This window comes from Gemmatimonadota bacterium, assembly GCA_016719105.1.
Taxonomy (GTDB): domain Bacteria; phylum Gemmatimonadota; class Gemmatimonadetes; order Gemmatimonadales; family Gemmatimonadaceae; genus SCN-70-22.
This window is the reverse complement of the sequence record JADKAQ010000002.1, coordinates 26,358-49,392: the sequence shown is the minus strand read 5'-3', so window position 1 is coordinate 49,392 and position 23,035 is coordinate 26,358. Positions and strand designations below refer to the sequence as shown.

16 protein-coding genes are annotated in these 23,035 nt (G+C 68.7%); 7 read left to right on the top strand and 9 right to left on the bottom strand.

Going from position 1 to position 23,035, the window contains the following annotated elements; genetic code table 11:
• Positions 1 to 11: 11 nt before the first annotated feature.
• From IPN47_03880 to IPN47_03855, 6 genes are all read right to left on the bottom strand, one after another.
• Positions 12 to 2,252 carry a TonB-dependent receptor gene (locus IPN47_03880; protein ID MBK9407186.1) on the bottom strand — a complete coding sequence of 747 codons (2,241 nt, stop codon included), beginning with the start codon at positions 2,250 to 2,252 and terminating at the stop codon, positions 12 to 14.
• A 250-nt stretch (positions 2,253 to 2,502) separates the two neighbouring features.
• Positions 2,503 to 3,726, bottom strand: a complete 1,224-nt coding sequence (locus IPN47_03875) for a PDZ domain-containing protein (GenBank protein MBK9407185.1) — start codon at positions 3,724 to 3,726, stop codon at positions 2,503 to 2,505.
• Positions 3,727 to 3,840: 114 nt separating this feature from the next.
• The gene (locus IPN47_03870) at positions 3,841 to 4,260 is read right to left on the bottom strand and encodes a hypothetical protein (protein ID MBK9407184.1); all 420 of its coding nucleotides are present in this window, start codon (positions 4,258 to 4,260) and stop codon (positions 3,841 to 3,843) included.
• A 57-nt stretch (positions 4,261 to 4,317) separates the two neighbouring features.
• On the bottom strand, positions 4,318 to 5,136 hold the full coding sequence (locus IPN47_03865; GenBank protein MBK9407183.1) for an MBL fold metallo-hydrolase: 819 nt from the start codon (positions 5,134 to 5,136) through the stop codon (positions 4,318 to 4,320).
• Positions 5,137 to 5,291: 155 nt separating this feature from the next.
• The gene (locus IPN47_03860) at positions 5,292 to 6,254 is read right to left on the bottom strand and encodes a pyridoxal-phosphate dependent enzyme (protein MBK9407182.1); all 963 of its coding nucleotides are present in this window, start codon (positions 6,252 to 6,254) and stop codon (positions 5,292 to 5,294) included.
• Positions 6,251 to 7,258 (bottom strand): ornithine cyclodeaminase family protein, encoded by a 1,008-nt coding sequence (locus tag IPN47_03855; protein MBK9407181.1) that lies wholly within the window; start codon positions 7,256 to 7,258, stop codon positions 6,251 to 6,253. Before IPN47_03855 ends, IPN47_03860 begins: the two co-directional genes overlap by 4 nt.
• A gap of 214 nt (positions 7,259 to 7,472) precedes the next feature.
• Between IPN47_03855 and IPN47_03850 the strand changes: the two genes are divergently transcribed.
• Positions 7,473 to 8,342, top strand: a complete 870-nt coding sequence (locus IPN47_03850; protein ID MBK9407180.1) for a hypothetical protein — start codon at positions 7,473 to 7,475, stop codon at positions 8,340 to 8,342.
• Positions 8,343 to 8,425: 83 nt separating this feature from the next.
• On the opposite strand, the gene IPN47_03845 is transcribed toward IPN47_03850, so the two are convergent.
• A complete protein-coding gene (locus IPN47_03845; GenBank protein ID MBK9407179.1) occupies positions 8,426 to 10,900 on the bottom strand; it encodes a leucine--tRNA ligase in 2,475 nt (824 codons plus the stop codon).
• A gap of 56 nt (positions 10,901 to 10,956) precedes the next feature.
• On the opposite strand from IPN47_03845, the gene IPN47_03840 reads away from it, so the two are divergent.
• Entirely contained in the window at positions 10,957 to 12,372 is a 1,416-nt protein-coding gene (locus tag IPN47_03840) for a methyl-accepting chemotaxis protein (GenBank protein MBK9407178.1), read from the top strand.
• A gap of 129 nt (positions 12,373 to 12,501) precedes the next feature.
• On the opposite strand, the gene IPN47_03835 is transcribed toward IPN47_03840, so the two are convergent.
• A complete protein-coding gene (locus IPN47_03835) occupies positions 12,502 to 13,578 on the bottom strand; it encodes a N(4)-(beta-N-acetylglucosaminyl)-L-asparaginase (GenBank protein MBK9407177.1) in 1,077 nt (358 codons plus the stop codon).
• A 161-nt stretch (positions 13,579 to 13,739) separates the two neighbouring features.
• Complete coding sequence (locus tag IPN47_03830; protein ID MBK9407176.1) at positions 13,740 to 14,669, bottom strand: sugar phosphate isomerase/epimerase; 930 nt, start codon at positions 14,667 to 14,669, stop codon at positions 13,740 to 13,742.
• A 172-nt stretch (positions 14,670 to 14,841) separates the two neighbouring features.
• On the opposite strand from IPN47_03830, the gene IPN47_03825 reads away from it, so the two are divergent.
• The 5 genes from IPN47_03825 to ctaD all read left to right on the top strand — a co-directional run bounded on the left by IPN47_03825 (position 14,842) and on the right by ctaD (position 22,984).
• A complete protein-coding gene (locus IPN47_03825; GenBank protein ID MBK9407175.1) occupies positions 14,842 to 16,926 on the top strand; it encodes a S9 family peptidase in 2,085 nt (694 codons plus the stop codon).
• 402 nt (positions 16,927 to 17,328) lie between these two features.
• Entirely contained in the window at positions 17,329 to 19,035 is a 1,707-nt protein-coding gene (locus tag IPN47_03820) for an aspartate ammonia-lyase (protein ID MBK9407174.1), read from the top strand.
• A 9-nt stretch (positions 19,036 to 19,044) separates the two neighbouring features.
• Positions 19,045 to 19,431 (top strand): hypothetical protein, encoded by a 387-nt coding sequence (locus IPN47_03815; GenBank protein ID MBK9407173.1) that lies wholly within the window; start codon positions 19,045 to 19,047, stop codon positions 19,429 to 19,431.
• 343 nt (positions 19,432 to 19,774) lie between these two features.
• Positions 19,775 to 21,004, top strand: a complete 1,230-nt coding sequence (gene coxB / locus IPN47_03810) for a cytochrome c oxidase subunit II (protein MBK9407172.1) — start codon at positions 19,775 to 19,777, stop codon at positions 21,002 to 21,004.
• 45 nt (positions 21,005 to 21,049) lie between these two features.
• On the top strand, positions 21,050 to 22,984 hold the full coding sequence (gene ctaD, locus IPN47_03805; GenBank protein ID MBK9407171.1) for a cytochrome c oxidase subunit I: 1,935 nt from the start codon (positions 21,050 to 21,052) through the stop codon (positions 22,982 to 22,984).
• Positions 22,985 to 23,035: the final 51 nt, after the last annotated feature.

The following is a 23,035-nucleotide window of genomic DNA, read 5'->3' as shown; positions in this document are numbered from 1 at the left end:
GGCGTCGCGCGTCAGAACGTCACGCGATAGAGCAGCGAGACGTTGCGCCCGGCGGCTGGGGCGAAGTCCTTGATGCGACTCGTGGCGTCCCGATAGAAGCGGTCCCCGAGGTTCTCGCCCCGCAGCATGAGTGTATGCACCTGCGCGCCGACCACCAGACGAACGCCCGCGTGCCCCTCGACAACGGTGAAGGGATCGGTCGGGATCTCGCCGTCGGTGACGCGTCGCTGTGCGAGGACGCGCCGCACCGCGGCCCCGAACTGCCAGCGACCGTCGTCCCATCGGGCCCCGCCACCGACGCGGGCCGGGGGCATGTAGGGGAGCGCCCCGCCGCGATCGTCCGAGGCGCGCAGCAGGTCGGCCGTCAGCGACGCGACCACTCGACGCGCGAGCGTACCCTCGACGCTCGCCTCCGCCCCGCGCAATCGTGCCTCGCGCTGCGAGATGGTGAATAGCGGGAGTGCCTTGGTCGCGCCCCCCGGCGATGCAATCACCGTGTCGCGCCCCGACGGATAGAGGCCGATCCATCCGTGGACGGCGGACGAGAAAAGCGCCACCTGCGCGCGCAGCGCACGCCGCTCCACGCGCACGACGGCGTCCACGCCGCGCGTGACCTCCACGTCCAACGACGGATTGCCGATCTCGAACGCGCCGGTTCCGGCGTGACCTGCGCGCGAGAAGAGTTCCTCTGGCGAGGGGACGCGCGTGGCGCGCGCGACATTCACGGCGATCGACGCATCGCGCGAGAGTGGGACCGACACCCCGCCCGACGCCGACACCGTGGTGAAACGGCGCGCGACGGCCGCGCCGAACTGCGTCGTGACGTCGCTCTCCGACGACACGCGCTCCACACGGAGGGCAAGCGGCATGCGCAGCCCAAACCGGCCGGCGAGCGGCGCGAGTTCCTGGAAGGCGAACAGCGCCAGCGCCCGATTGGCGTTGGGCGGGGTGAGCGCCTGCGCACCCGTGACGGCGTTGCGCCTGGCGAGGAACGACACGCCGACCGCACCATCGCGGAGGGGACCGGCGGCGCGCGTCCGCGCGAGCAGCTGCCCCTGCTGCGACCGCACCGCCAGCGCGGTCGCGACCTCGCCGGCGGCGCTACGCTCGTCGTGCGCATACGACTGCGCGCTCGCATCGAGGCGCAAGCGCGTGAAGCCCCCCCGCCCGGCACGCTCGGCGCGAACGCTCACTTCGTCGCGCGCCCCACGCAGGCGCACGCCATCAGCGGCCGCAGTACGCCACGGCAAGCCGTACTCGAAGTCGTAGCGGCGCAGCGCCACGCCGGCGAGCGCCTCATCACGAACGTGCGTGAGGGAGACGACCCCCTGCCGGTTGCGCATGCTCGTGTTGTCGAGCACGTCGCGCCCCCCGCCGACGCCCAGCGCCTGGTTGCCATGCGAGCGCCCGCCCGCCTTGAGCCGCAGCACGGTCGACGGGCCGAACGGTTGCGACACGTCGAGCAGTGCGCCTCCCCCCTCGCTGGCGCTCTGGGCGTTCACCGTGAGGCTCGACAGGCGCCCGGCGGGAACGGTGCGCGCGATGTCGTCGGACAGCACGTTCACCACACCGCCTAACGCGGCGCTCCCGTGGAGCAGTGCCGCCGGCCCCCGCACGATCTCGACTTCCCGCGCCGACAGCGGATCGATGGTCACACCGTGGTCGGGGGCGCTGGCCGCGAGGTCGCCCGCCCGCTGCCCGTCGTGCAGGACGACGATGCGCTCGCCCGTGAGCCCGCGAATGACCGGCATCGTGGCCGCCGGCCCCTGCGACCGGGCAGTCACGCCGGCGGTCCAGGAGAGCGTCTGCGTGAGCGTCGCCCCGAGCGAGCGCTCCAACTCGCGCGGGCCAAGGGTGGTGACCGGTTGCGTGACGGCCAGCGGATCACGACCGGTGGCGGTGGCACTTACGGTGACGCCGGCGAGTTCGAGCACGCTGCGTTGCAGGGCGATATCGACGTGCGCCGTATCGCCCGCCGGGACGGTGACCGCGCGACGAGCCGGTGCCAGGCCGGAGGCGCTGACGAACAACCGGCGGGTCCCGGCCGGGACGGCTCGCAGGACGTACCGCCCAAACCCGTCGGTGGTGACCGGCTCGCGCGGCACGTCGACGAGGAGAATCGTCGCATCGCGCACGGGAGTTCCGTTCGCCTCCCGTACCGTCCCGATGATCGTCCCGGTGACGGTCGCCCCCGGGGCGTCCGCACGAGTCTGCGCGCTGGCGCGCGTCGCCGTCCCCGTCGTGGCGAGCACCCACAGCGCGAGGCACCGCCACCACGACGACGGCGGCGGAGCAGCTGCGCCTCGCGTCCTTCCGGTCGACTCCCAAGGGTGCACCGACATTAGCCTCCACTCGTCTGTAATTTCGTAAAGACTAACTTATTGACGAGCCGGTGCTAATCAATACCCGCTTGTTCGGAGAAGGAAAGGGGCGGCCGATCTTTCGATCGGCCGCCCTGTTCGACGTTCCCCCAGCAGGTTGTCCCTCGCTCGGCGAGAAAGGCTAGACGCTGCGCACGGTCACCACCCGAGTCACGCCCTTGGGCGGAAGCGGGCCCGGCCTCGAGATCACCTCCCCGTCGTCGCCATCCTCCATCTCGACCCGCACCTTCGTGCGAGCGCGCGGGGCGAGTTCGAGGGCGCGCTCGATTGCCTCCCGCGTCCGATCACGGACCTCGGTGCGCATTCGAGGCGACAGCCGAAGCGTCGCGGTTCCTTCGCGGTCGCCGTCGAAGAAGTAGAACGACGGCGCGTCCGGCGGCATCGGCGGACGTGGAGCCATCGGCGCCATGGGGGCACCGGGCGGCAGCGGCGGAAGTGGCGGCACGGTCACGCCGAAGTCGCCACCACTCGCGTTGCCACCGATGATGAACATCTGCCGTCCGTTCCGGTCCACGTCGCGCGCGGCCGCCGTCTTCACCTTCACGGTGCGCGGCTGCCCGGCGCGATAGACGCGCAACTCCACCTCATCGCCGGCCTTCACCTTCTCCAGCTCGCGCGCCAGGCGGCGCACCTTGGCATTGCTCGAGGCCCAATCGCCCACGTCTTCACGCGCGACCCGCAGGTCGACGCCGTTGATCGACGCCAGGCGGTCGCCTTCCTCCAGTCCCGCATTCTCAGCCGGACCGTCGCTCGACAGGCTGGCGACCAGGATGCCTAACGTGTCGCGTTTGCTGCCGGTGCTGCCGAGCCCGATGCCGAGGCTGGCGCGATCGAGGTTGGCGCGCGCACTGCGCACGAACGTCGCCGTACGCGGCCGCAGTTCGTCGGCCGCGACCGTCTTGACCTTGAGCGCCATCGTCTTGCCGTCCCGCAGGAGACGAAGGTCGACGTCGTCCCCCGCCTTGCGGCGCGCCAACTCGCGTGTGAGGCGGCGCTGCGTGACGCCGCGCATCTCCTCGTCTTCGGCGTCTGCCGCGGCCAGCCGCAGATTCACGCCATTGATGGACACGATGCGGTCGCCCGCCTTGATGCCGGCCTTGTCCGCCGGACCTCCAGCGGTGACCTCATCCACGAGGATTCCCAGGGTGTCGATCGCCCCGCCCGCGGCGAGCGTGAGTCCGAGGCGCGGGCGATCGGGATCGTCGGGCATGGCCGACCGGAGCGTCCGCGTCATGATGCGCGGTTCGTCGCGCTCGGGAGTGGGGCGAGTCGTCGTCTGCGCCGCGAGCGAGGCGTTCACGCCCACGATCGCGAGCACGGCTGTCGAGAGGATTCGAGTACGCATGATCATCCGGGTTGCGTTCACCCGGTAGGTCACGGGTCGCCGCGCCGGGGGTTTACTCCGGGTGGCCGCCGACTAGCAGCGAGGGACGAACCGTTTCACCGCAGAGTCCCCGTCCTATCGCTTGCCAACCATCCGGGAGCCGAGGAACGGCGCGACGATGAAGGCGACGATCGAGAGCGCGACAAACCAGGTGGGGTGCGGAATCGCGCGGAAGTTCATGATGCCGCCCACCAGGAAGAACGCCCCCACGACGCCGGCATGCACGAGGGCGCGCGACGGCGCCATGCGCGCCGCGAGCGCCGCGCCTAACGTCGGCCCGATGAGATAGGCGACGAGGATGGGGAGGAAATGCGCCGTCGGCAGTGTGGGCATGGCCGCCTTCACCGCCTCGGCATCGTTTACGTCGAGCCCCGGTGGCGGCGGGACGAGGATATGGCCGAGTGCCTCGACGCCGACGGTGGCGATGCCGCCGACGAAGACGCCAGCGGCGACGGCGATGACGCTTCGGATGCCCGGCGGAGTCGTGGATGCCATGGATATGGTGTGGGGACGAGCAGGATGCCCGCCCCCACCGGCCATGTCAAGCACATCTCAGTAGACGCCGAGATCACGCGCGGAGGTCACCGGGGTGCGATAGCCTGCCTGTCGCATCTCGCGGAGCAGATCCGCGTCGGTGGCCCCCCAGTACAGTTGGTGGTAGAGCAGGAGCGATTTCGCGCGCGCCTGCGTGGCGAGCGCCGCGAGTTCAACGGTCGAGGTGTGCGCGTTGCGATGGTACTCCTGCCACTTGCCCGGGCGTGTCGCGAATCGCTCGGTCGAGTAGACCTCGTGCACCAGGAGGTCACAGCCGTTGCAAGCGTCGACGACCGCGCGACTGGCCTTGGTATCGCCGGAGATGACGATCACACGATCAGGGGTCTCGAAGCGGTATCCGAACGATTCCTTCCAGTCACCATGCGGAACCGCGAAGGCCTTCACCGTGACCTTCTCGTCCTTGAAGACGATTCCGGGGCGCACCACACTGGCCTGCACCTTGTAGCCCGTGAGGTTGGCATGCTCCCGGCCATCGATGCGCACCTTGATGTCCTCGCTGAAGGCGGAGACGAGGTGGTCGGTCATCTCCCGCACGCCGGTGGGACCAAAGACACGCAGCGGCCGTTCCCGCTCCAGGACCCATGGCGTGAAGATCAGGTCCGGCAGGCCGAGGGTGTGGTCGGAGTGCAAGTGCGACAGGAAGACGACGTCGAGCTTATCGGCCACGAGGGCGGCGACGCCGTTGCGCGCGGCCGCTGCGGCGCGGCGCACCACCCCCGGTCCTGCATCGACGAGGTAGGCGCGATCGTCGACCACCACGGCCACCGCCGGCCCCGACCGCTCGGGGTCGGCATTGGGGTTCCCGGTCCCGAGCATGACGACGCGGGTCCGTGGCGCCGTTGGTGTCGCCGTTCGCGCCGCCTTCGACGAATCCACCAGCGCCGTCTTCACCTGGGCGTTCGCCCGGGCGGGTACCGCCAGGAGCAACGGCAGCAGCGCCGCCCGCGACGCACAGCGGATGGCGGGTCGGATCATGGGAGTTCCCCCGTCAGGAGCTTCACGACGACGGTGGGATCGATGTTGCCTCCTGAGACGACCGCGACAACCGGGCCGTCGCCGGCGGCTGCAGTGAGCGCCGCGGCGACCGCCGCCGCCCCGGCGCCCTCGGCCAGCACGCGATTGCGCTCGAGCACCAGGCGCCACGCCGCGGCGACCTCGGCGAGCGAGACGACGATCGAACCCGTGAGCAGGGTCGACGCCAGCGGCCACATCTCGGCGAGCACCGTGCGTCCGCCGATGCCATCGACAAACGATGGGGTGTACGTGGTCGGCACCAGCTCGCCAGCCGCAAGGGCAGGGGCCAGTGGTGCCGCGGTGTCCACCTCCGCCGCATACACCTTCACGTGGGGAGCGAGCTGCCGGATCGCCGATGCAATGCCGCAACTGAGTCCGCCGCCACCGTAGGGGGCGACGATCGCGGCCACGTCGGGCACGTCCTCGAGGATCTCGAGCGCCACGGTCGCGTTCCCCGCCATTACCTCGGCGTCGGAGACCGGGTGAATGAAGCGCCCCGGGAACTCGGGCGATCCGCGATCGACGAGGAGCTGCCACCAGGCGTCGAAGGGGCGTCGCACGATGCGCCCGCCGAGTCGCTCGACGGCGCGCACCTTGGTGTCGGGAGCGTGGTCCGGGACGACGACGGTGCACGGGACCCCCATCTCGCGCGCACACCACGCCACGCCTTGCGCCATGTTCCCGGCACTGGCGGTCCAGACACCGTCGCCTAACGCCTCGCGCGGCAGGGCGCGCATGGCGTTCCCCGCCCCGCGCAGCTTGAACGACCCGATGGGCTGCAGATTCTCCAGCTTGAGGTGAATCGCGGGGCGCGGCGCGTCGTGATACAGGCGCACGAGCGGCGTGCGCACCACCATCCCGCGCAGGCGCTCGCGCGCGGCGGTAATGGCGTCGATGGGGATGATCGGCGGGAGCGTCATGTGGCGGGGCGCAGGCCGCCCAGCTCGATCCACGTTCCCGTGTCGGTGGCCACGGCACGCTCGTGGATGAAGCGCGCGCTTGCCACATCCTCCACCGCCAACCCTAACGACTTGAAGAGCGTACGCTCCCCGGGGCTGGTGCGGCCCTGCGCCCGCCCCACCAGCAACTCGCCGATCTCGCCACGAATGTGCCCGTTGTCGATCGCCCCCTCCTCGCGTGGGATGAGGAAGTCGCCCGCTTCGTTCATCGTCGACTCACGGCGATCGACGTAGAGCATCGACTGCACCACGGCATCGGTATCCAGTTCGCGCGCCGACGCGATGGAGGCTCCCACGGCGTTGATGTGTGCCCCGGGTGCCACCCACTCGCCCTGCAGGACGGGCTCGCGCGACGCCGTGACGGTGCAGATGATGTCGGCATCGCGCACCGCCGCCTCGGCCGTCGCGCAGATGGTGACCTCCACCCCCCGTTGTTCGCGCGCCCATCGTGCAAAGCTCTCGCAGCGCTGCGCGCCGCGGCTCCAGAGCGTGACGCGTCGCACGTCGCGCACCGCGCGCATGGCGTCGAGGTGCGTCATGGCCTGCACGCCAGCGCCGAGGATCGCGAGACGTGACGCGTCGGTGTTGGCGAGGAGGCGCGTGGCGAGTCCGGAGACAGCGGCGGTACGGATCGCGGTGACCGAGCTCGCATCGATGATCGCGAGCAGGCGACCGTGTGTGTCGTCGAAGTAGAGGATGACCCCCATGTGCGACTCGTACGGCGTCGCGTCGTTCCCCGGGAAGACGGTGATGACCTTGGCACCGATGGCATTGCCGAGCACCGCGGGCATGACAGCAAAGGCGTCGCGACCTGAATGGAGGCGCAGCACCTGGCGTAGCGGGAGGAGCGCATCGCCGCGCGTCGTGGCGGCGAGCGCGTCGGCCATGACGTCGATGCAGGACGGCATGGGGAGCAACCGCTCGACATCGGCGTGCGGGACAATCAGCGTGCGGGCGTCGGCCATGGTCCTGTTCGTGTGCGCGGGGCCAGGTGCAGAGTACGGGTCGAGTGACCCATGCGGTCAAACGGCAAGCGGGCGAGTTTGTCTCAAGAATCGCCAGTTCGGAAGGTGCCGATGCGCCCCCTTGCCATGTTCATGCGCGCCGCACATCATGCGCGCGCCAACTCTCCCGCCCCGCGACGTTGCGGGGCCCCCTCCTCCCTCCAGGAGTTGTCGCATGCGCTCTTCTCTAGCGCTCATCGCTTCACTCGCCGTGCTCGCCGCCTGCGCTGGCGGTGAACAGGCCGGCGACGCCACCGCCGACAGCGCGGCCCCCGCCACCGCGGCCGCCGCGCTCCCCCCCGAGGTCACGATCGTCGCCACCGACTTCGCGTACGAAGCGCCGGACACTGTATCCGGCGGCATGGTCACGCTCAAGCTCGTGAACAACGGCAAGACCCTCCATCACGTGCAGTTGCTGCGCCTGCTGGACGGCAAGAGCTTCACCGACCTCACCGAGGGGCTCAAGCACATGGCGCCCGGGTCGCCGCCACCGCCCTGGATCGAGGACGTCGTGGGTCCAAACTCGCCGGAGCCGGGGGCAACGTCGAGCCTCGTGCGTGACCTCACGCCGGGGAACTACGCGATCATCTGCTTCATCGACACGCCGGACCACGTCCCGCACGTCGCGAAGGGGATGATCAAGGCGTTGACGGTGGTCGCGCCAACCGGGGAGGTCGTGACCGCACCGACGAGCGATGTGACGGTGCAGATGACCGACTACGATTGGACGCTCTCCGCGCCGCTCACCGCCGGCAAGCACATGATTCGCCTGGAGAACCTGGCGCAGCAGTCGCACGAGATGTTCATCGCCAAGCTCGACTCCGGGAAGACGAAGGAAGACTTCCTGAAGTGGGGGATGACGTTCGCGGGCCCGCCGCCGGCGAAGGCGATGGGCGGGACCTCTGGCCAGAAGAAGGGCGACGTCGCCTTCGTCCCCGTCGACCTGGCGCCGGGGAACTACCTGTTCGTCTGCTTCCTCCCCGACGCCAAGGACGGGAAGCCGCACCTGGCGCACGGCATGATCAAGGAGTTCACGATCAGCTGACGGCCGGGGTGGGCGTCATCCGCCAGATGCAAGCGGGGCCCGGCGTGCGCCGGGCCCCGCTCGCTTGCCTGCCATGCCGCGCGTCAGACGACGAGGTTCAGCAGCCGCCCTGGGACGAAGATGACCTTCTTGACCTCGCCCGTGACGTACTTGGCGATGGCCGGATCGGCCAGCGCGGCCGCCAGCGCCTCGGCTTGCGTGATGTCGCGCGCCACGGCGAGCGTCCCGCGCAGCTTGCCGTTGACCTGCACCGCCAGCTGCACAGAATCCTCACGCGCCAGCTCCGCATCGAAGGCCGGCCACACGCTGTCGAAGACGCTCACGGTGTGGCCAAAGCGCTCCCACAGTTCCTCGGCCACGTGCGGAGCGAAGGGGGCGATCATCTGGACCACCGGCTCGACCTCCTGGCGATGCGGCGTGCGCTCACCCTTCCGCAGCGTGTTCATGTACTCCATCATCGCCGCGATCGCCGTGTTGTAGCTCAGCTTCGGGATGTCGCTCGTCACCTTGGCGATGGTCTGGTGGAGCTTGCGCACGACGGCCGCATCTGGGGTGCCCTCCTCGGTCGCCAGCGTTGCCGCCAGCCACAACCGGTCGAGGAATCGCTTGACGCCGATGATCCCTGCGTCGCGGAAGTCGCCCCCTTCCTCGTACGGGCCGAGGAACATGAGGTAGGTGCGGAACGAGTCCGCCCCCCACTGGTCGATGAAGGCGTCGGGGTTCACCACGTTGCCGCGGCTCTTCGACATCTTGGCCCCTTCGCGGATGATGAGGCCGTGGGCGCGGAACCTGGTGAAGGGTTCCTCGAAGTGCAGGTACCCCATGTCGTGCAGCACCATCGTGATGAAGCGCGAGTACAGCAGGTGCAACACCGCGTGCTCGTTGCCCCCGATGTACGAATTCACCGGCAGCCACTTCTTCGTGATCGCCGGATCGAACGGCACATCGTCGTGCCCCACGCTCGGGTAGCGCAGGAAGTACCAGGCGCTGTCGAGGAAGGTGTCGGAGACGTCGGTCTCGCGGCGCGCCTTGGCCCCGCACTGCGGGCAGGCGACGTGATACCACTCCGCGTGGCGCGCCAGCGGCGAGATCCCCGAGTCGTCGGGGCGGAAGTCGGGGATGTCGGGGAGGACGACCGGGAGGTCCTGCTCCGGCACGGGCTGCGGCCCGCACGCGTCGCAGTAGACGATCGGGATCGGCGGCCCCCAGTAGCGCTGCCGCGAGATGCACCAGTCATGCAACCGGTAGTTGGTCACCGGCGTCCCTGCCCCGCGCTCCGCGAGCCAGGCCGTCACCGCGCTCTTGCCCTCGGCGACCGGGAGCCCATCGAACTGCTCGGAGTTCACCAGGTGGCCGGCGGCATCGTCGGTGAACGCAGACTCGAGTGGCGTCGCGGCCGTGTCGTCCGGCGCCGCCACGACACGGACGATCGGGAGGTTGAAGACGGTCGCGAAATCGAAGTCGCGCTCGTCGTGCCCCGGGACCGCCATGATCGCCCCCGTACCGTATTCCATCAGCACGTAGTCGGCGATCCAGACCGGGACCTCCTTCCCAGTGGCCGGATTGATGGCGTGCGATCCGGTAAAGACGCCGGTCTTCTCCTTGGTCGTCTTGCGCGAGACGAGGTCCTGCTTGGCCGCACGGTCGCGATACGCCTGGACCTCGGCACGCTGGCCATCGGTCGCGAGCAGGTCGACCATCGGATGCTCCGGCGCGAGCACCATGTACGTCGCGCCGAAGATCGTGTCGGGGCGGGTCGTGAAGACGGTGATGTCGGAGATGTCGGCCGTGCTCCGCCCCGCCCCGCTCGCCCCGGCGACCGGGAAGCGCAGCCTCGCCCCCTCGCTTCTGCCGATCCAGTTGCGCTGCGCCGTCTTGGTGGTGTCGGACCAGTCGATCGTGTCGAGGTTGTGGAGCAGGCGTTCGGCGTAGTCGCTGATGCGGAAGAACCATTGCTCGAGCAGCCGCTGCTCGACGATGGTCCCGCACCGTTCACAGGCGCCGCCGACGACCTGCTCGTTGGCCAGCACCGTCTTGCAGCTGGGGCACCAGTTCACCGCCGCCTTCTTCTTGTAGGCCAACCCGCGCTTGTAGAGCTGCAGGAAGACCCACTGGGTCCAGCGGTAGTAGTCCGGCGCCGTGGTGTCGACCGACTTCCCCCAATCGACCATCAGTCCGGCGCGCTCGAGCTGGCGGCGGAAGTTGGCGATGTTCTTCGGAATGAGGCGCATCGGGTGCACCCCGACCTTGAGCGCGTAGTTCTCGGAGTGAATGCCGAACGCGTCGTAGCCGAGGGGCTCGAAGACCGTGTGCCCCTGCTGCCGATGAAATCGTCCATAGATGTCGTTCCCCGTGAAGGCGAAGAGGTTGCCCACATGGAGCCCCTCGGCCGACGGATAGGGGAACATCATCAGGGCGTAGAACGGACGCTCGCCCGAGGCCAGGTCGGTGGTGTTGGTCCCGCGTTCGCGCCACCGCTCACGCCACTTGGATTCGACGGCAGTGGGATCGTATCCGCCGGTGTCACCGGCGTTGGCGGGATGGGTCGGAGATGTCATGGTAAGTCTATGACACACGGCGCTTTACGCGCCGTTGTCGCGCGGGAGGACTGGGAGTGAGTCAATCTAGCGGGCCACAACAGGCAGACAAGCGCACCGCCGAGCACGCGGGGCGGCGCGCCGCGGTCGACCTGTCCAACGCCGCGCTCGTGGCTGGTCTCGTCGGGGCCGTGATGCTCTCGGCGTGCGCGTGGCTGATGCGCGGCGAACTGGCGCGCGCGGGGACGTGGACCCTGCTCGGTCTCCTGGGGGCGGCGATCGGTGGGGCGCTGGTCCTGGCGGCGCTCATCGTCGCGGCGATGGCCGCTCCGGCGGCGGGGGAGGGGGCGCGCAGCGTCATCGATGCGCTCGATGCGGCGACCCACAACGACTTCATCAACGCGACCCCCGAGCCGCAGCAAGGGCTCTTTGCCCCTATCGCGCGCAGCGTGCGGCAGGCGATGCAACACGTGCGCGACCTCCTGCTGTCGCTGCGCGAGCAGACGCGCGAGGTCGCATCGCGCTCGACCGACCTGGCGACGCAGGCGAGCGCCCTCCCATCGACGGCGCAGCGCACCGCCGAGCACCTCTCGTTGGCCGGTCATCGGCTGGTGGCGCTGGCCGAGTCGGCCGTCGCTGCGCAGGGCGACGCCGCGCGCACGCGCGAGGCCGCGCAGGCGCTGGCGCGCGAGCATCGCGCGGTCGTGGAACGCGGCGTGCGCTCGGCCGACGGGGTGCGCGACACCATCGATGACCTCACCGACAGCGCCGCGCGCGTGCAGGGCATCGCCGCCTCGCTGCACGGTTCGTTAGGCGACCTCGAGTCGTTGGCGCGGTCGGCCGACGAGATTCGCGAGTTCGCCGCGCTCGTGCGCAAGATGGCGCGCCAGTCCAAGCTGCTCGCCCTCAATGCCGCGATGGAGGCGGCCCGAGCGGGCGAGCAGGGGAGCGGCTTCGCGGTGGTGGCGGGCGAGGTGCGCCGGCTGGCCAAGAGTTCGACCGAGGCGGCCGAGCGCACGGAGGCGCTCGTGCACGACGTGCTTGCGCGCACCGAACGTTCGCGCCTGGGGGCCATGGAAGGGGGGGGCGTGCTCGAGGCGACGCACCAGCGCCTCACGCGCGCCATCATCTCCTTGCGCGAGCACGAGCGCGCGTGGCACGTCAGCGCAACGGCCAGCGCCGAGGACCCGCTGTCGGCGGGGCCGCTCGCCGATGCGCTGGCGACGCGACTCGACCAGTTCGTGGAGGAGTCGAGCGCGTTAGGCAGCGTAGTGCGCGAGGCGCACCTGGCGGCCGGGGCGCAGCTGGCCCGCACGCAGGATGTGGCGGCGCTGGCCGGGACCTTGGCGCGCGCCGCACAGAAGGGGGCAGTGCTGGCCGCGGCGCCGCGCCTGGACGCCCCGGCGATCATGACGGGCGAGGCGCCGCGCGGCGAGGCCGGCGACTCACGTGAGGCCGCGGCGCTGACGCCGTCGCGCCTCTCGCCGGCCTAACGAGCCGCCAACACCGCAGCGTCCGGCCGGCGATCGGACGCCCTCCCCCGACGCGAGCACCCGCTCGGCTCGTGGTGCCCCCGAGGCGGGCGCCCGTGGTGCGCCCGCGCGAATGCCGGCCGAGAATCGCTAGCTGTCCTTCGGCGTCGACGTGGGGCGCTCGCTGCGCTTGTAGAGGTAGGCGCAGGCCTCGAGACGGGCGCCGTTTGCGTCACAGACGGCAAACTGGCTCCCCTCGTACGCCGCGACGCCGGCGTACCGGCCGTCCTTGCTGACGGCGTAGAAGTTGAGGTCGAAGTAGGGGCGACCGCGCTCGTCGAGGAGGCGTGCCTCGGTCATCGCGATCACGCGCTCGACGACCTTGAGGAGTGCGGCCTCGGGCGACGCCCCGTTGCGCATCAGTTCGACGGCGAGGAACGCGCCGCACACCTTGATGTTTGCCTCGCCACGCCCGGTGGAGCCCGCCGCGCCTACGGTGTTGTCGCAGTACTGCCCGGCCCCGATGATCGGCGAATCGCCGACGCGCCCTGGCACCTTCCACGCCATCCCGCTCGTGGTGGTCACCGAAGAGAGGTCACCGCCGGCGTTTAACGCGTTCATGTTGATCGTGCCGGTGGTGAACTTGATCTTGACGTCGTCGTCGTGGTCGAGCCAGAAGTCGTTCTTGTTCAGGCGCGCCTTCCACCGCAACCAGTCCTGCCGGCTCTTCTCGGTGAGGAGGTTCTGCGTCTTGAACCCCATCTTGACCGCGAAGCGGCGCGCGTCCTGCCCCACCAGCATGATGTGGTCGGTGTAGTCCATCACCGCCTTGGCGACGAGCGACGGCGTGGCGATGTCCTCCAGGCACCCCACCGCGCCAGCGCGCCGGGTCGGTCCGTGCATGCACGACGCGTCGAGCTGCACGACGCCCTCTTCGTTAGGCAATCCCCCCAACCCGACCGACTGGTCGTCCGGATCCAGTTCCTGGATGTTCACGCCGGCGATGATCGCATCGAGTGTGTCGCCGCCAGCCACGATCTGGTCGTACGCGACCTTGACGCCACGGAGTCCGTTGGCGGAGGCGATCACGAGGGGGCGCGAGGCGGCGCCGACCAACGGGCGACCGGCAGCGGGAGTCGGGAGCGCGTCGCTGCGCGACGCCGGGATCGCGAGGGCGGCAGCGGTCGTCGCCGTGGTGGTGAGGAAATCTCGACGGGAAACAGTCATTGCAGGCGGAGTGAAGGAGATGCCCACGAAGGTAGGGCCGAGTCGCTTGGAAGACGAGAAGACGAGAAGACGAGAAGACGAGTGAGGTCAAGACCCTTGGGGGCGAGTCCATCGCTCCGAGGGTCCTTATCTCGTCCTCCCGTCTTCCCGTCTTCCCGTCTTCAGAATTCGAGCGACGCGAGATACTCGAAATCCCGCCGCGCGCTCGCCATCGAGTCCTTGGCCCCTTCCTGCTCGACGAAGAACGTCTTCCGCTCGATGTCCGTCACCGCCGCGAGCAACTGGTGGAGGTCGACGGTCCCCTTCCCCAATTCGGTGTCGCCGCTCCGATCGGGCACCACGTCCTTCAGGTGGAAGCTCCAGCAGCGATCGCCATACTTCGCCAGGAAGGCCATCGGGTCGCCACCCCCCATCGTCATGTTCCCCACGTCCAGCTGCAATCGCACGTACCGAGGATCGATGCGCTCCGCGAAGACCTCGAACGGCACGCGCCCCGCCAGCGGCCTCTGGTGCCCGGGTTCGTTGTGCATCATCAGCCAGATCCCGGCACGGCGCGCCACCTCGCCGGCCGCATTGAAGCGATCGGCCCACTCCTTCCAATCGTCGAGCGAACGCTCGGTGTCCACGGTGAAGCTGGGGACGACGAGTGCCTCGTGCCCGATGAGCCGCGCGATGTCGAGCGAGCGGGCCCATCCCACCAGGACGGCGGCGGGAGTGATGTGGGCCGACGTGGCGCGCAAGCCGGAGTTGGTCAGCGCGTCCCGCACCTGCTGCGGCGTGCGCCCGAAGTTCCCGAAGCTCCAGAGCAGCTCCACATCGGTGTAGCCCATGGCGCGCACCGCCGTCATGGTGCGTTCCGGGTCGCGGCGCATGGCATCGCGCACCGAGTACAGCTCCAACCCGATGCGCGTCAGTCGCCGGGCCCCGCCCGCTCCCTCGGGGGAGAGCGAGGCCGCCGCCCCTCCGGCCAAGGCTTGATCGATCCCGCCCCCAGCGGCGCCAGCCCCGAAGGCCGACGACGGTATGCCCCCCAGCCCCGCCACTCCAGCCGCCGTGGCGGCGCATCGTCCGACGAATCGTCGACGGTTCATAGCTCCCGTGGTTCCTCAGGTTCGCGTGATGCGGGCCGGCGACCGGCCGCCGGATAGCGCTCCGGCCGAGGTGCGCGTAGAGTGTCGAATCCCCGGCGATCGCTCGCCCGCGGCGTGGAACGTCACGCGCGAGGCGATGCCGAGACCGTATCACCTTCCTTGCGAGGCCGCAATGCGCGCGACACTCCCCTTCCTTCGCCTGACGAGCGCGCTGGTCCTGCTCGCCGGCGTGGCCCCCGCGGGGGCGCAAACGCGCCCCATGACACTCGACGATGTGCTGGAGCTGCGCAGCGTGGGGGCGGTGGCCCTCTCCCCCGATGGCGCGCGCATCGTGTACACCGTGAGCGCGTGGGAGCACCCCGCCGCGCGCGACACCAGCAAGGGCGACCGGCACGACATGCGCTCGCATGTGTGGATGGTGTCGCGCCAGGGCGGTGACCAGCGGCAGCTCACCTTTGGAGAGCGCGGCGAGAGCGCCCCGCAGTGGTCGCCCGACGGCAGCCGCATCTCCTTCATCGCGGCGCGCGGGACCGCGACCGGCGACGACGGGCCGCGCCCGCAACTCTGGATCCTCCCTGCAGCTGGCGGTGAAGCCTGGTCGCTCACCACGGCGCGCGACGGGGTCACCGGCTACGCCTGGTCGCCGGACGGCAGCCGCATCGCCTACCTCACCACGGATTCGCTCACGCGCGACGCCGAAGCCAAGCTCCGCCGCCGCGACGACCCCAAACCGTTCGAGGGGGACCTGCGCATGTCGCACGTCTGGGTCATCGACGTCGCCACCCGCAAGGCTACCAAGATCACCAGCGGCGACTTCACGGTACGTGGCGCCCCGACCTGGTCCCCCGACGGGACGCGCCTGGCGCTCCTGACCTCGCCGACGCCGATGATCCGCGACGAACGCCGCGAAGCGTGGCTCGTCACCGTCGCCTCGAAGGAGAAGGAGAAGGTCGTCCCCCCGGCCACGATGATCGCGCAGAGCACCCCCGTGTGGTCGCCCGACGGCAAGACGCTCGCCTTCGGCGTGCTCACCGAGACGTGGAAGGCGAACGGTGACGGCATCGCCCCGCGCTCGCTCAAGAACACGAACCTCGCGCTCTACGACGTCGCGACGCGCACCGCCCGCGAGGTATCGAGCAAGGCCTTCGACAACTCCGTCGGCGCCATGCGCTTCTCGGCCGACGGGGCGACCATCCTGTTCAACGCGCAGGAGCGCGTGTACGGCTCGATGTTCGCCTTCGACATCGCGTCGGGGCGCGTCACGCCGCTGACAAAGGAGACGATGGTGCGCGCCCCGTCGTTCTCCGCCGATGGACGCACCGCCGCCTTCGCGATGGATACCCCCACGTCGCCCGCCGAGGTGTACGTGAGCGATGACCGGTTCAGCAACCCGTTGCGCCTGACGACGACCAATCCGCAGCTCGCCAGCATCTCCATGGGCGAGACCGAAGTCGTCACGTGGAAGAGCAGCGATGGCTGGAGCGTCGAGGGAGTCCTGCTCAAGCCGGTCGGCTATCGGCCCGGACAGAAGGTCCCGCTGCTCGTCGACGTGCACGGCGGTCCCACCGGCGCGCACACCAACGGCTTCAAGGCCAGTTGGGGGAACGCCGGGCAGTTCTGGGCCGGCCAGGGTTGGGCCGTGCTCTATCCCAATCCGCGCGGCTCGACCGGCTACGGCGAGAAGTTCATGCGCGGCAACATCAAGGACTGGGGGGGCGGCGACTATCGCGACATCATGACCGGCGTCGACGAACTCGTCAGGCGCGGCATCGCCGACTCGACGCGCCTCGCCGTCACGGGGTGGAGCTACGGCGGGTACATGACCGGGTGGGTCGTCTCACAGACCGGGCGCTTCAAGGCCGCCATGATGGGTGCCGGACTCGTGAACATGGAAAGCATGTACGGCACCACCGACATCCCCGGCTACATCGGCACCTTCTACGACGGCATGCCCCAGCTCGACGGGACGCTCAACAACAAGTCGCTGCAGTTCTATCGCTCACGCTCGGCCATCCAGTACTCGGACAAGGTGACGACGCCGCTGCTCATGCTGCACGGCGGTGCCGACGAGCGTGTCCCCATCGGCCAGCCCATGGAGTACTTCCGCAACCTCAAGGACCGCGGCAAGACGGCGGAACTGGTCTTCTATCCGCGCGAGGGACACGGGCTGGGCGAGTACTACCACCAGGCCGACAAGATGAAGCGCGAGTTCGAGTGGATCGCGCGCTTCACCTTGCAGCAGAAGGTGCTGCAGTAGGCGCCATCCCGGCGCAGGGCGCCGCCCCGGAGCCGACGACGCCTGGCGGAATCGCCGGCCGCGGCCGTTAGGCGCAAGGAGGCCCGGCGCCCGCAGCAGGCCGTCCACACGACCCGTGACGCCAATGGCGCACGGGTCGTTTGCTGTGCGTGTGTGGGGAGGTGGCTGGACGCCCGCCTCCCCCCCCGATAGTTCTCACCGCATGGCGCGCCACGCGCCCCTTTCGTTCCAGCCCCGATTCGCCCTCCCATGCAGATCTCCCGCATTCGCGAACAGCTGCGCGCCCTCCCCTACCTCGAGGGGCTGACCGATACCGCGCTCCACCAGCTCGCCCAGCTGGTGACGCTTGAACAGTTCGAGCCCGATGCCCCGCTCTTTTCCGAGGGGGAGCCGAGATCGCGCATGGCCTTCCTGATCAGCGGGAGCGTCCTGATCGAGAAGCTCCAGAACGGGCGCCCGACTCGGCTGTCGACGCTGGGCGCCGGCGAAGCGGTGGGCGAGGGGATCCTGCTCGACGAGACGCCGCACGGGACGTCGGCCAAGACTATCGAGAAGACGTCGGCCTTCATCCTCACCCGGTCGAGCATCCAGGTGATCGTGAAGGAGAATCCGACGCTGTATGCGGCGCTCGTCGGGCGGGCGGCGCGCGCGATCTCGCGCCGCCTGGCCGCCACCGACGCCACCATGGTCGGGCGCGGACGCCGGCTGGGCTTCGCCGGCGCGGCGACACGGACCGAGAAGGACCTGCTGGGATCGCGCGAGATCCCGTACGACGCGCTCTACGGGATCCAGACGCTCCGGGCGATGGAGAACTTCCCGATCACCGGGGTCGTGATTCGCGAGTTTCCGGCGTTGCTGGCCGCGCTGGCGGCGGTGAAGGAAGCGGCGGCCAAGGCCAACCTCGAGCTCGGGCTTCTGGACGAAGAGCGCTGCGCCGTGATCGTTCGCGCGTCCGACGAGGTGCGCCACGGACGCCATCACGAGCACTTCCTGGTCGACGTGATCCAGGGTGGGGCCGGGACCTCGACCAACATGAACGCGAACGAGGTCATCGCCAATCGGGCGCTCGAACTGCTGGGCGCCAAGCGCGGCGACTACGATCGCCTGCACCCCAACTCGCACGTCAACCTCTCGCAGTCGACCAACGACGTCTATCCGACGGCGGTGCGCCTGGCGCTGCACGGGGAGATCGAGAAGCTGCGCGAGTCGATGCGGACGCTGGCGCTGGCCTTCAAGGCCAAGGGGAGCGAGTTCGCCCCCTTCCTCAAGATGGGGCGCACGCAGATGCAGGACGCCGTCCCGATGACGCTGGGGCAGGAGTTCAGCGCCTTCGGCCACACGATCCTCGAGGACGTGGACCGATTGGGTGAGTCGCTCTCGCTCATTCGCGAGATCAGCATGGGCGCCACGGCGATCGGGACGGGGATCACCGCCCCAGCCGGCTACACCGAGTCGGTGCGGAAGCACCTGTCCGACGTGACGGGGCTGGAGCTGATCACTGCCCCGGATCTGGTGGAGGCAACGTCGGACACGGGGGCCTTCGTGCAGCTCTCGGGGGTCCTCAAGCGCTGCGCCACCAAGCTCTCCAAGATCTGCAACGACCTGCGCCTCCTGAGCTCGGGGCCGCGGACGGGCTTCGGGGAGATCAACCTTCCGCCGATGCAGCCTGGCTCGTCGATCATGCCGGGGAAGGTGAATCCGGTCATCCCCGAGGTGGTGAACCAGGTGTGCTTCGAGATCATCGGCGGCGACATGACGGTGACGATGGCCGCCGAGGCCGGTCAGCTGCAACTCAACGCCTTCGAGCCGGTGATCGCCTATCGCCTGCTGCGCGGAATCGACTCGCTGCGCAACGCCTGCGAGGTGCTACGGAGCCGGTGCGTCGAGGGGATCACCGCCAATCCCGACCGGATGAAGCGCTTCGTGGAGGAGTCGATCGGGATCGTGACTGCCCTGGTCCCGGTGCTGGGGTACGCGGTGGCGACGGAGATCGCGAAAGAGGCGCTGGAGAGTGGGCGCGGGGTCTATGACATCGTGCAGGCGCGCGGCCTCATGACGCGCGAGAAGCTGGACGAGGTGCTCAACCCGGCCGCGATGATCGGGACCTGAGGGGAGGCCGTGGCAGTCCAGCTGGATGGCGCGGGGCAGATCAAGCTCCAGACGCTCGACGACGCGATGGGGCAGCTGCAGCGCCTCCACGGGATCGTCGAGCGGTACGCCATGGCGGTCAAGACCCAGACTGATACCGGGGGGTTCCGCCAGCAGCTCATGCGGGCGGGGACGCCGCTCGTGGGGTTGCTCAAGCCGCAGTTCGGTGTCATCGCCGACGTGGTGACCTCGTTCCTGCTCATCTCCTCCCGCGGCGGGAGCGATCAGATGAAGGTGCGCGCCCTCCGAGAGAACGTGGGCCAGATCCGGGCGCAGCTCGAGATCGCGGTCACCAAGACCAAGGAGAAGCACGCGATTGCGGAGCCCAAGGATGACGCCCCGCCGGGGGGGCAGTAGCGGGGGGAGGGCCGTCGCGGGGGGCGCGAGGACCCGCAGGGACGCGCATACGGTCGTGCGTATGGACCGAACAGAGACCGGGGGGAAAAGGTCGAGCCCTTTTCCCTGATTTTCGGACGCGGATTCGGACCGACGAGTCGAATGGCTAGAACACGTTAACTCGTTGTGGGGCAAATACTCCCGGAGCTGTACGGCTTCTTGCGACGCCTCTGTAAGGCCGGTAGCTTGTCCGGACTCCACACCCCACCCATCCGGGTAGGGCTCGTGTCATTCGCCCCACATTCCCATCCGAATGCTCCGGAAACTCCGCACGCGTCGGGGGGCCGCGGTGATGTTGGCCGCTGTGACCCTTTTGGTGTTGGCCGCCTGCTCCGGCGGCAACTATCCAAACTCGACGTTCCTCCCCACGACGGACAACAACCGCGACGTCACCGCCCTCTGGAACAGAATGATGTTCTGGGGAACAGTGGTCTTCGTGATCGTGGAAGTGATTCTCGTCCTTACGATCATCAAATACCGGCGCCGCCCCGGGGGCCCCGAGCCCCGTCACGTGCACGGTAACACGCTGATGGAGATCACGTGGACGCTTGCACCTGCGCTGATTCTCGTCTTCATCGCCGTACCGACGGTGCGCACGATCTTCCGGACGCAGGCGCAGGCCCCGGCCGAGTCGCTGCAGGTGGAGGTGATCGGACACCAGTGGTGGTGGGAGTTCCGGTATCCCGAGTATGGGGTGACGACGGCGAACGAGCTGTACATCCCGCACGGACGCCCGGTGAACTTTGCGCTGCGCACCGCCGACGTGCTGCACTCGTTCTGGATCCCGGCGCTGGCCGGCAAGCGTGACCTGATCTCGAACAAGACGAACTATCTGTGGTTCACGCCGGACTCGACGGGCGAAGCGGCGTTCAATGGCAGTTGCAACGAGTACTGCGGGGCCAGTCACGCGAACATGAAGTTCCGCGTGTTCACGGTGGCGCCGGCCGACTTCGACACCTGGGCGAAGCACAACGCGGCCAACGCGGTCTTCCCGCCGCCAGTGCCGGCGGCCGACACCGCCGCGCCGCTGGTGCGTCCGGCGAGCAACCCCGCGCCACAGGGCGCGGCCCCGCAGCCGGCGCCGTCCGCTCCGGCAGCCGCAACTACGCCTTGGCAGTTCCCGAAGGACAAGATCCCACCGCACGTGATGCCGCAGACGCCGATTCCCGCGGGGCTGACGATTGCCGACGCGGCGATTGCGGCTGGCGACGCGCAGCGCGGCTTCACGACCTACTCGCGCTCGGCGTGCATCGGGTGCCACAAGATTCGCGGCAACCCGAGCTCGCTCGGCATCGTCGGCCCCGACCTCACGCACATCGGGTCGCGCTACACGATCGCCGGGGGCCTCTTCCCGAACGACCCGAAGCACCTGGCCCACTGGATCAAGAACGCGCGCGCCATGAAGCCCGGCTCGTTGATGCAGACGTTAGGCAAGGGCGAGCACGACCCCATCATGAACCTGACGGTGCAGGCCGGCGGATTGACCGATGACCAGATCGCCGACATCACCGCCTATCTGCTGAGCCTGAAGTAGCCCATCTCGTCCTCTCGTCTTCTCGTCCTCTCGTCTTCTCAAAGAATGGCTACTGTCGCCGCAAGTCCGACCTACGCCGCCAGTGCGACGCCGTCGCGCTCGAAGCTGATGAGTTGGCTCACGACCACCGACCACAAGGTGATCGGGACGTTGTACCTGCACACGTCCCTGTTCTTCTTCGTGCTCGGCGGGCTCGAGGCCATCCTGATGCGCTGGCAGCTGATGCGCCCGAACGGCTCCGTCCTCACGGCGGACCAGTTCAACCAGCTGTTCACGATGCACGGCACCACCATGGTCTTCCTGGCCGTGATGCCGCTGTCGGCCGCCTTCTTCAACTATCTCATCCCGCTGCAGATCGGCGCGCGCGACGTCGCCTTCCCGCGCCTCAATGCCTTCAGCTACTGGATCTTCCTGCTGGGCGGTGTGTTCATCACGCTGCCGATCTTCTTCTGGGTTGCCCCTGACGGTGGCTGGTTCGGCTACGCCCCGCTCTCCGGGCGCACCTACTCGCCGGGCCCCAACATGGATTTCTGGGTCCTCGGCATCCAGATCCTCGGCATCTCGTCGCTGGCCGCCTCGTTCAACTTCGCAACCACCGTCATCAACATGCGCGCGCCGGGGATGAACCTGATGCGCATGCCGATGTTCACGTGGATGTCGTTCGTCACCCAGTTCCTGATCATCCTGTCGTTCCCGGTCGTCACGATCGCCCTCGTCTTCCTGCAGTTCGACCGCTTCTTCGGTACGACGTTCTACCAGGTCTCGGCCGGCGCCGACCCGCTGCTCTGGCAGCACCTGTTCTGGATCTTTGGCCACCCCGAGGTCTACATCCTCATCCTCCCGGCCTTCGGCTTGGTGAGCGAGGTGCTCCCGACCAACTCCAAGAAGCCGCTCTTCGGTTACCCCGTGATGGCGTACTCCGGGATCCTCATCGGCTTCCTTGGCTTCGGCGTCTGGGCGCATCACATGTTCTCGGTGGGGATGGGCCCGATCGCCGATACGGTCTTCGGACTCACCACCATGCTCATCGCCATCCCGACCGGCGTGAAGATCTTCAACTGGATCTTCACCATGTGGGGAGGATCGGTCCGCTTCACCGCGGCGATGAAGTTCGCCATCGGCCTCATCGCCATGTTCACCATCGGCGGCATCTCGGGGATCACGCACGCCTCGCCGCCGTCCGACCTGCAGCAGACCGACACGTACTACATTGTCGCCCACTTCCACTACGTGCTGTTTGGCGGGGCGATCATGGGGATCTTCGCGGGGATCTATCACTATTTCCCCAAGATGTACGGCCGCAAGATGAACGAGACGTTGGGCACTTGGCACTTCTGGCTCAACCTCATCGCCATGAACCTCACCTTCTTCCCCATGCACTTCTCGGGGATGCTGGGGATGCCGCGCCGCATCTACACGTACGATGCCGGGCAGGGGTGGGAGCTGTTCAACATGATGTCGACGATCGGCGCATTCCTCCTTGCGCCGGCCACGTTGATCTTCATCTACAACTTCTTCTCGTCAAAGACGTCGGGTGAGCCGTGCGGGCCCAACCCGTGGGATGCGCCGACGCTGGAGTGGTCGATCCCGTCGCCGCCCCCCGAGTACAATTTCGCCAAGATCCCGATGGTGTCGTCGCGCTACCCGCTGTGGGACCTGACCCACCCGGAGCGCACATCCGAGATCCCGCACACCACCACCGGCTGGACCGAGGCGAGCCAGCAGACGGGCGAGCACGACATGGCGCCCATGCACATCGAGACGGAAACGCGCACGGCGAAGGAGCTCGGCATCCCCATGCCCTCCTCCACCATCAAGCCGTTCTTCGTGGCGTTAGGCATCATCGTGATGTTCTCCGGGCTCCTCTTCCTCCCCAAGGGAATGATGATCCCGGCCTTCGTGCTCATGCTCGGCGGGGCGGCCATGTGGATCGGCTTCCTTTACGCCTGGCTGACCACGCCGCTGGAGGAACACCACTAGCTGGGAGAGCCCGCGACGCTGCCTGCGGTCACTCGTCCTCTCGTCTTCCCG

Bases quoted from the DNA above. Each gene is read 5' to 3' on its own strand.
- IPN47_03875 (MBK9407185.1), bottom strand. From the start codon at position 3,726: ATGCGTACTCGAATCCTCTCGACAGCCGTGCTCGCGATCGTGGGCGTG.
- IPN47_03870 (MBK9407184.1), bottom strand. From the start codon at position 4,260: ATGGCATCCACGACTCCGCCGGGCATCCGAAGCGTCATCGCCGTCGCC.
- IPN47_03865 (MBK9407183.1), bottom strand. From the start codon at position 5,136: ATGCTCGGGACCGGGAACCCCAATGCCGACCCCGAGCGGTCGGGGCCG.
- IPN47_03860 (MBK9407182.1), bottom strand. From the start codon at position 6,254: ATGACGCTCCCGCCGATCATCCCCATCGACGCCATTACCGCCGCGCGC.
- IPN47_03855 (MBK9407181.1), bottom strand. From the start codon at position 7,258: ATGGCCGACGCCCGCACGCTGATTGTCCCGCACGCCGATGTCGAGCGG.
- IPN47_03850 (MBK9407180.1), top strand. From the start codon at position 7,473: ATGCGCTCTTCTCTAGCGCTCATCGCTTCACTCGCCGTGCTCGCCGCC.
- IPN47_03845 (MBK9407179.1), bottom strand. From the start codon at position 10,900: ATGACATCTCCGACCCATCCCGCCAACGCCGGTGACACCGGCGGATAC.
- IPN47_03835 (MBK9407177.1), bottom strand. From the start codon at position 13,578: ATGACTGTTTCCCGTCGAGATTTCCTCACCACCACGGCGACGACCGCT.
- IPN47_03830 (MBK9407176.1), bottom strand. From the start codon at position 14,669: ATGAACCGTCGACGATTCGTCGGACGATGCGCCGCCACGGCGGCTGGA.
- IPN47_03825 (MBK9407175.1), top strand. From the start codon at position 14,842: ATGCGCGCGACACTCCCCTTCCTTCGCCTGACGAGCGCGCTGGTCCTG.
- IPN47_03820 (MBK9407174.1), top strand. From the start codon at position 17,329: ATGGCCTTCCTGATCAGCGGGAGCGTCCTGATCGAGAAGCTCCAGAAC.
- ctaD (MBK9407171.1), top strand. From the start codon at position 21,050: ATGGCTACTGTCGCCGCAAGTCCGACCTACGCCGCCAGTGCGACGCCG.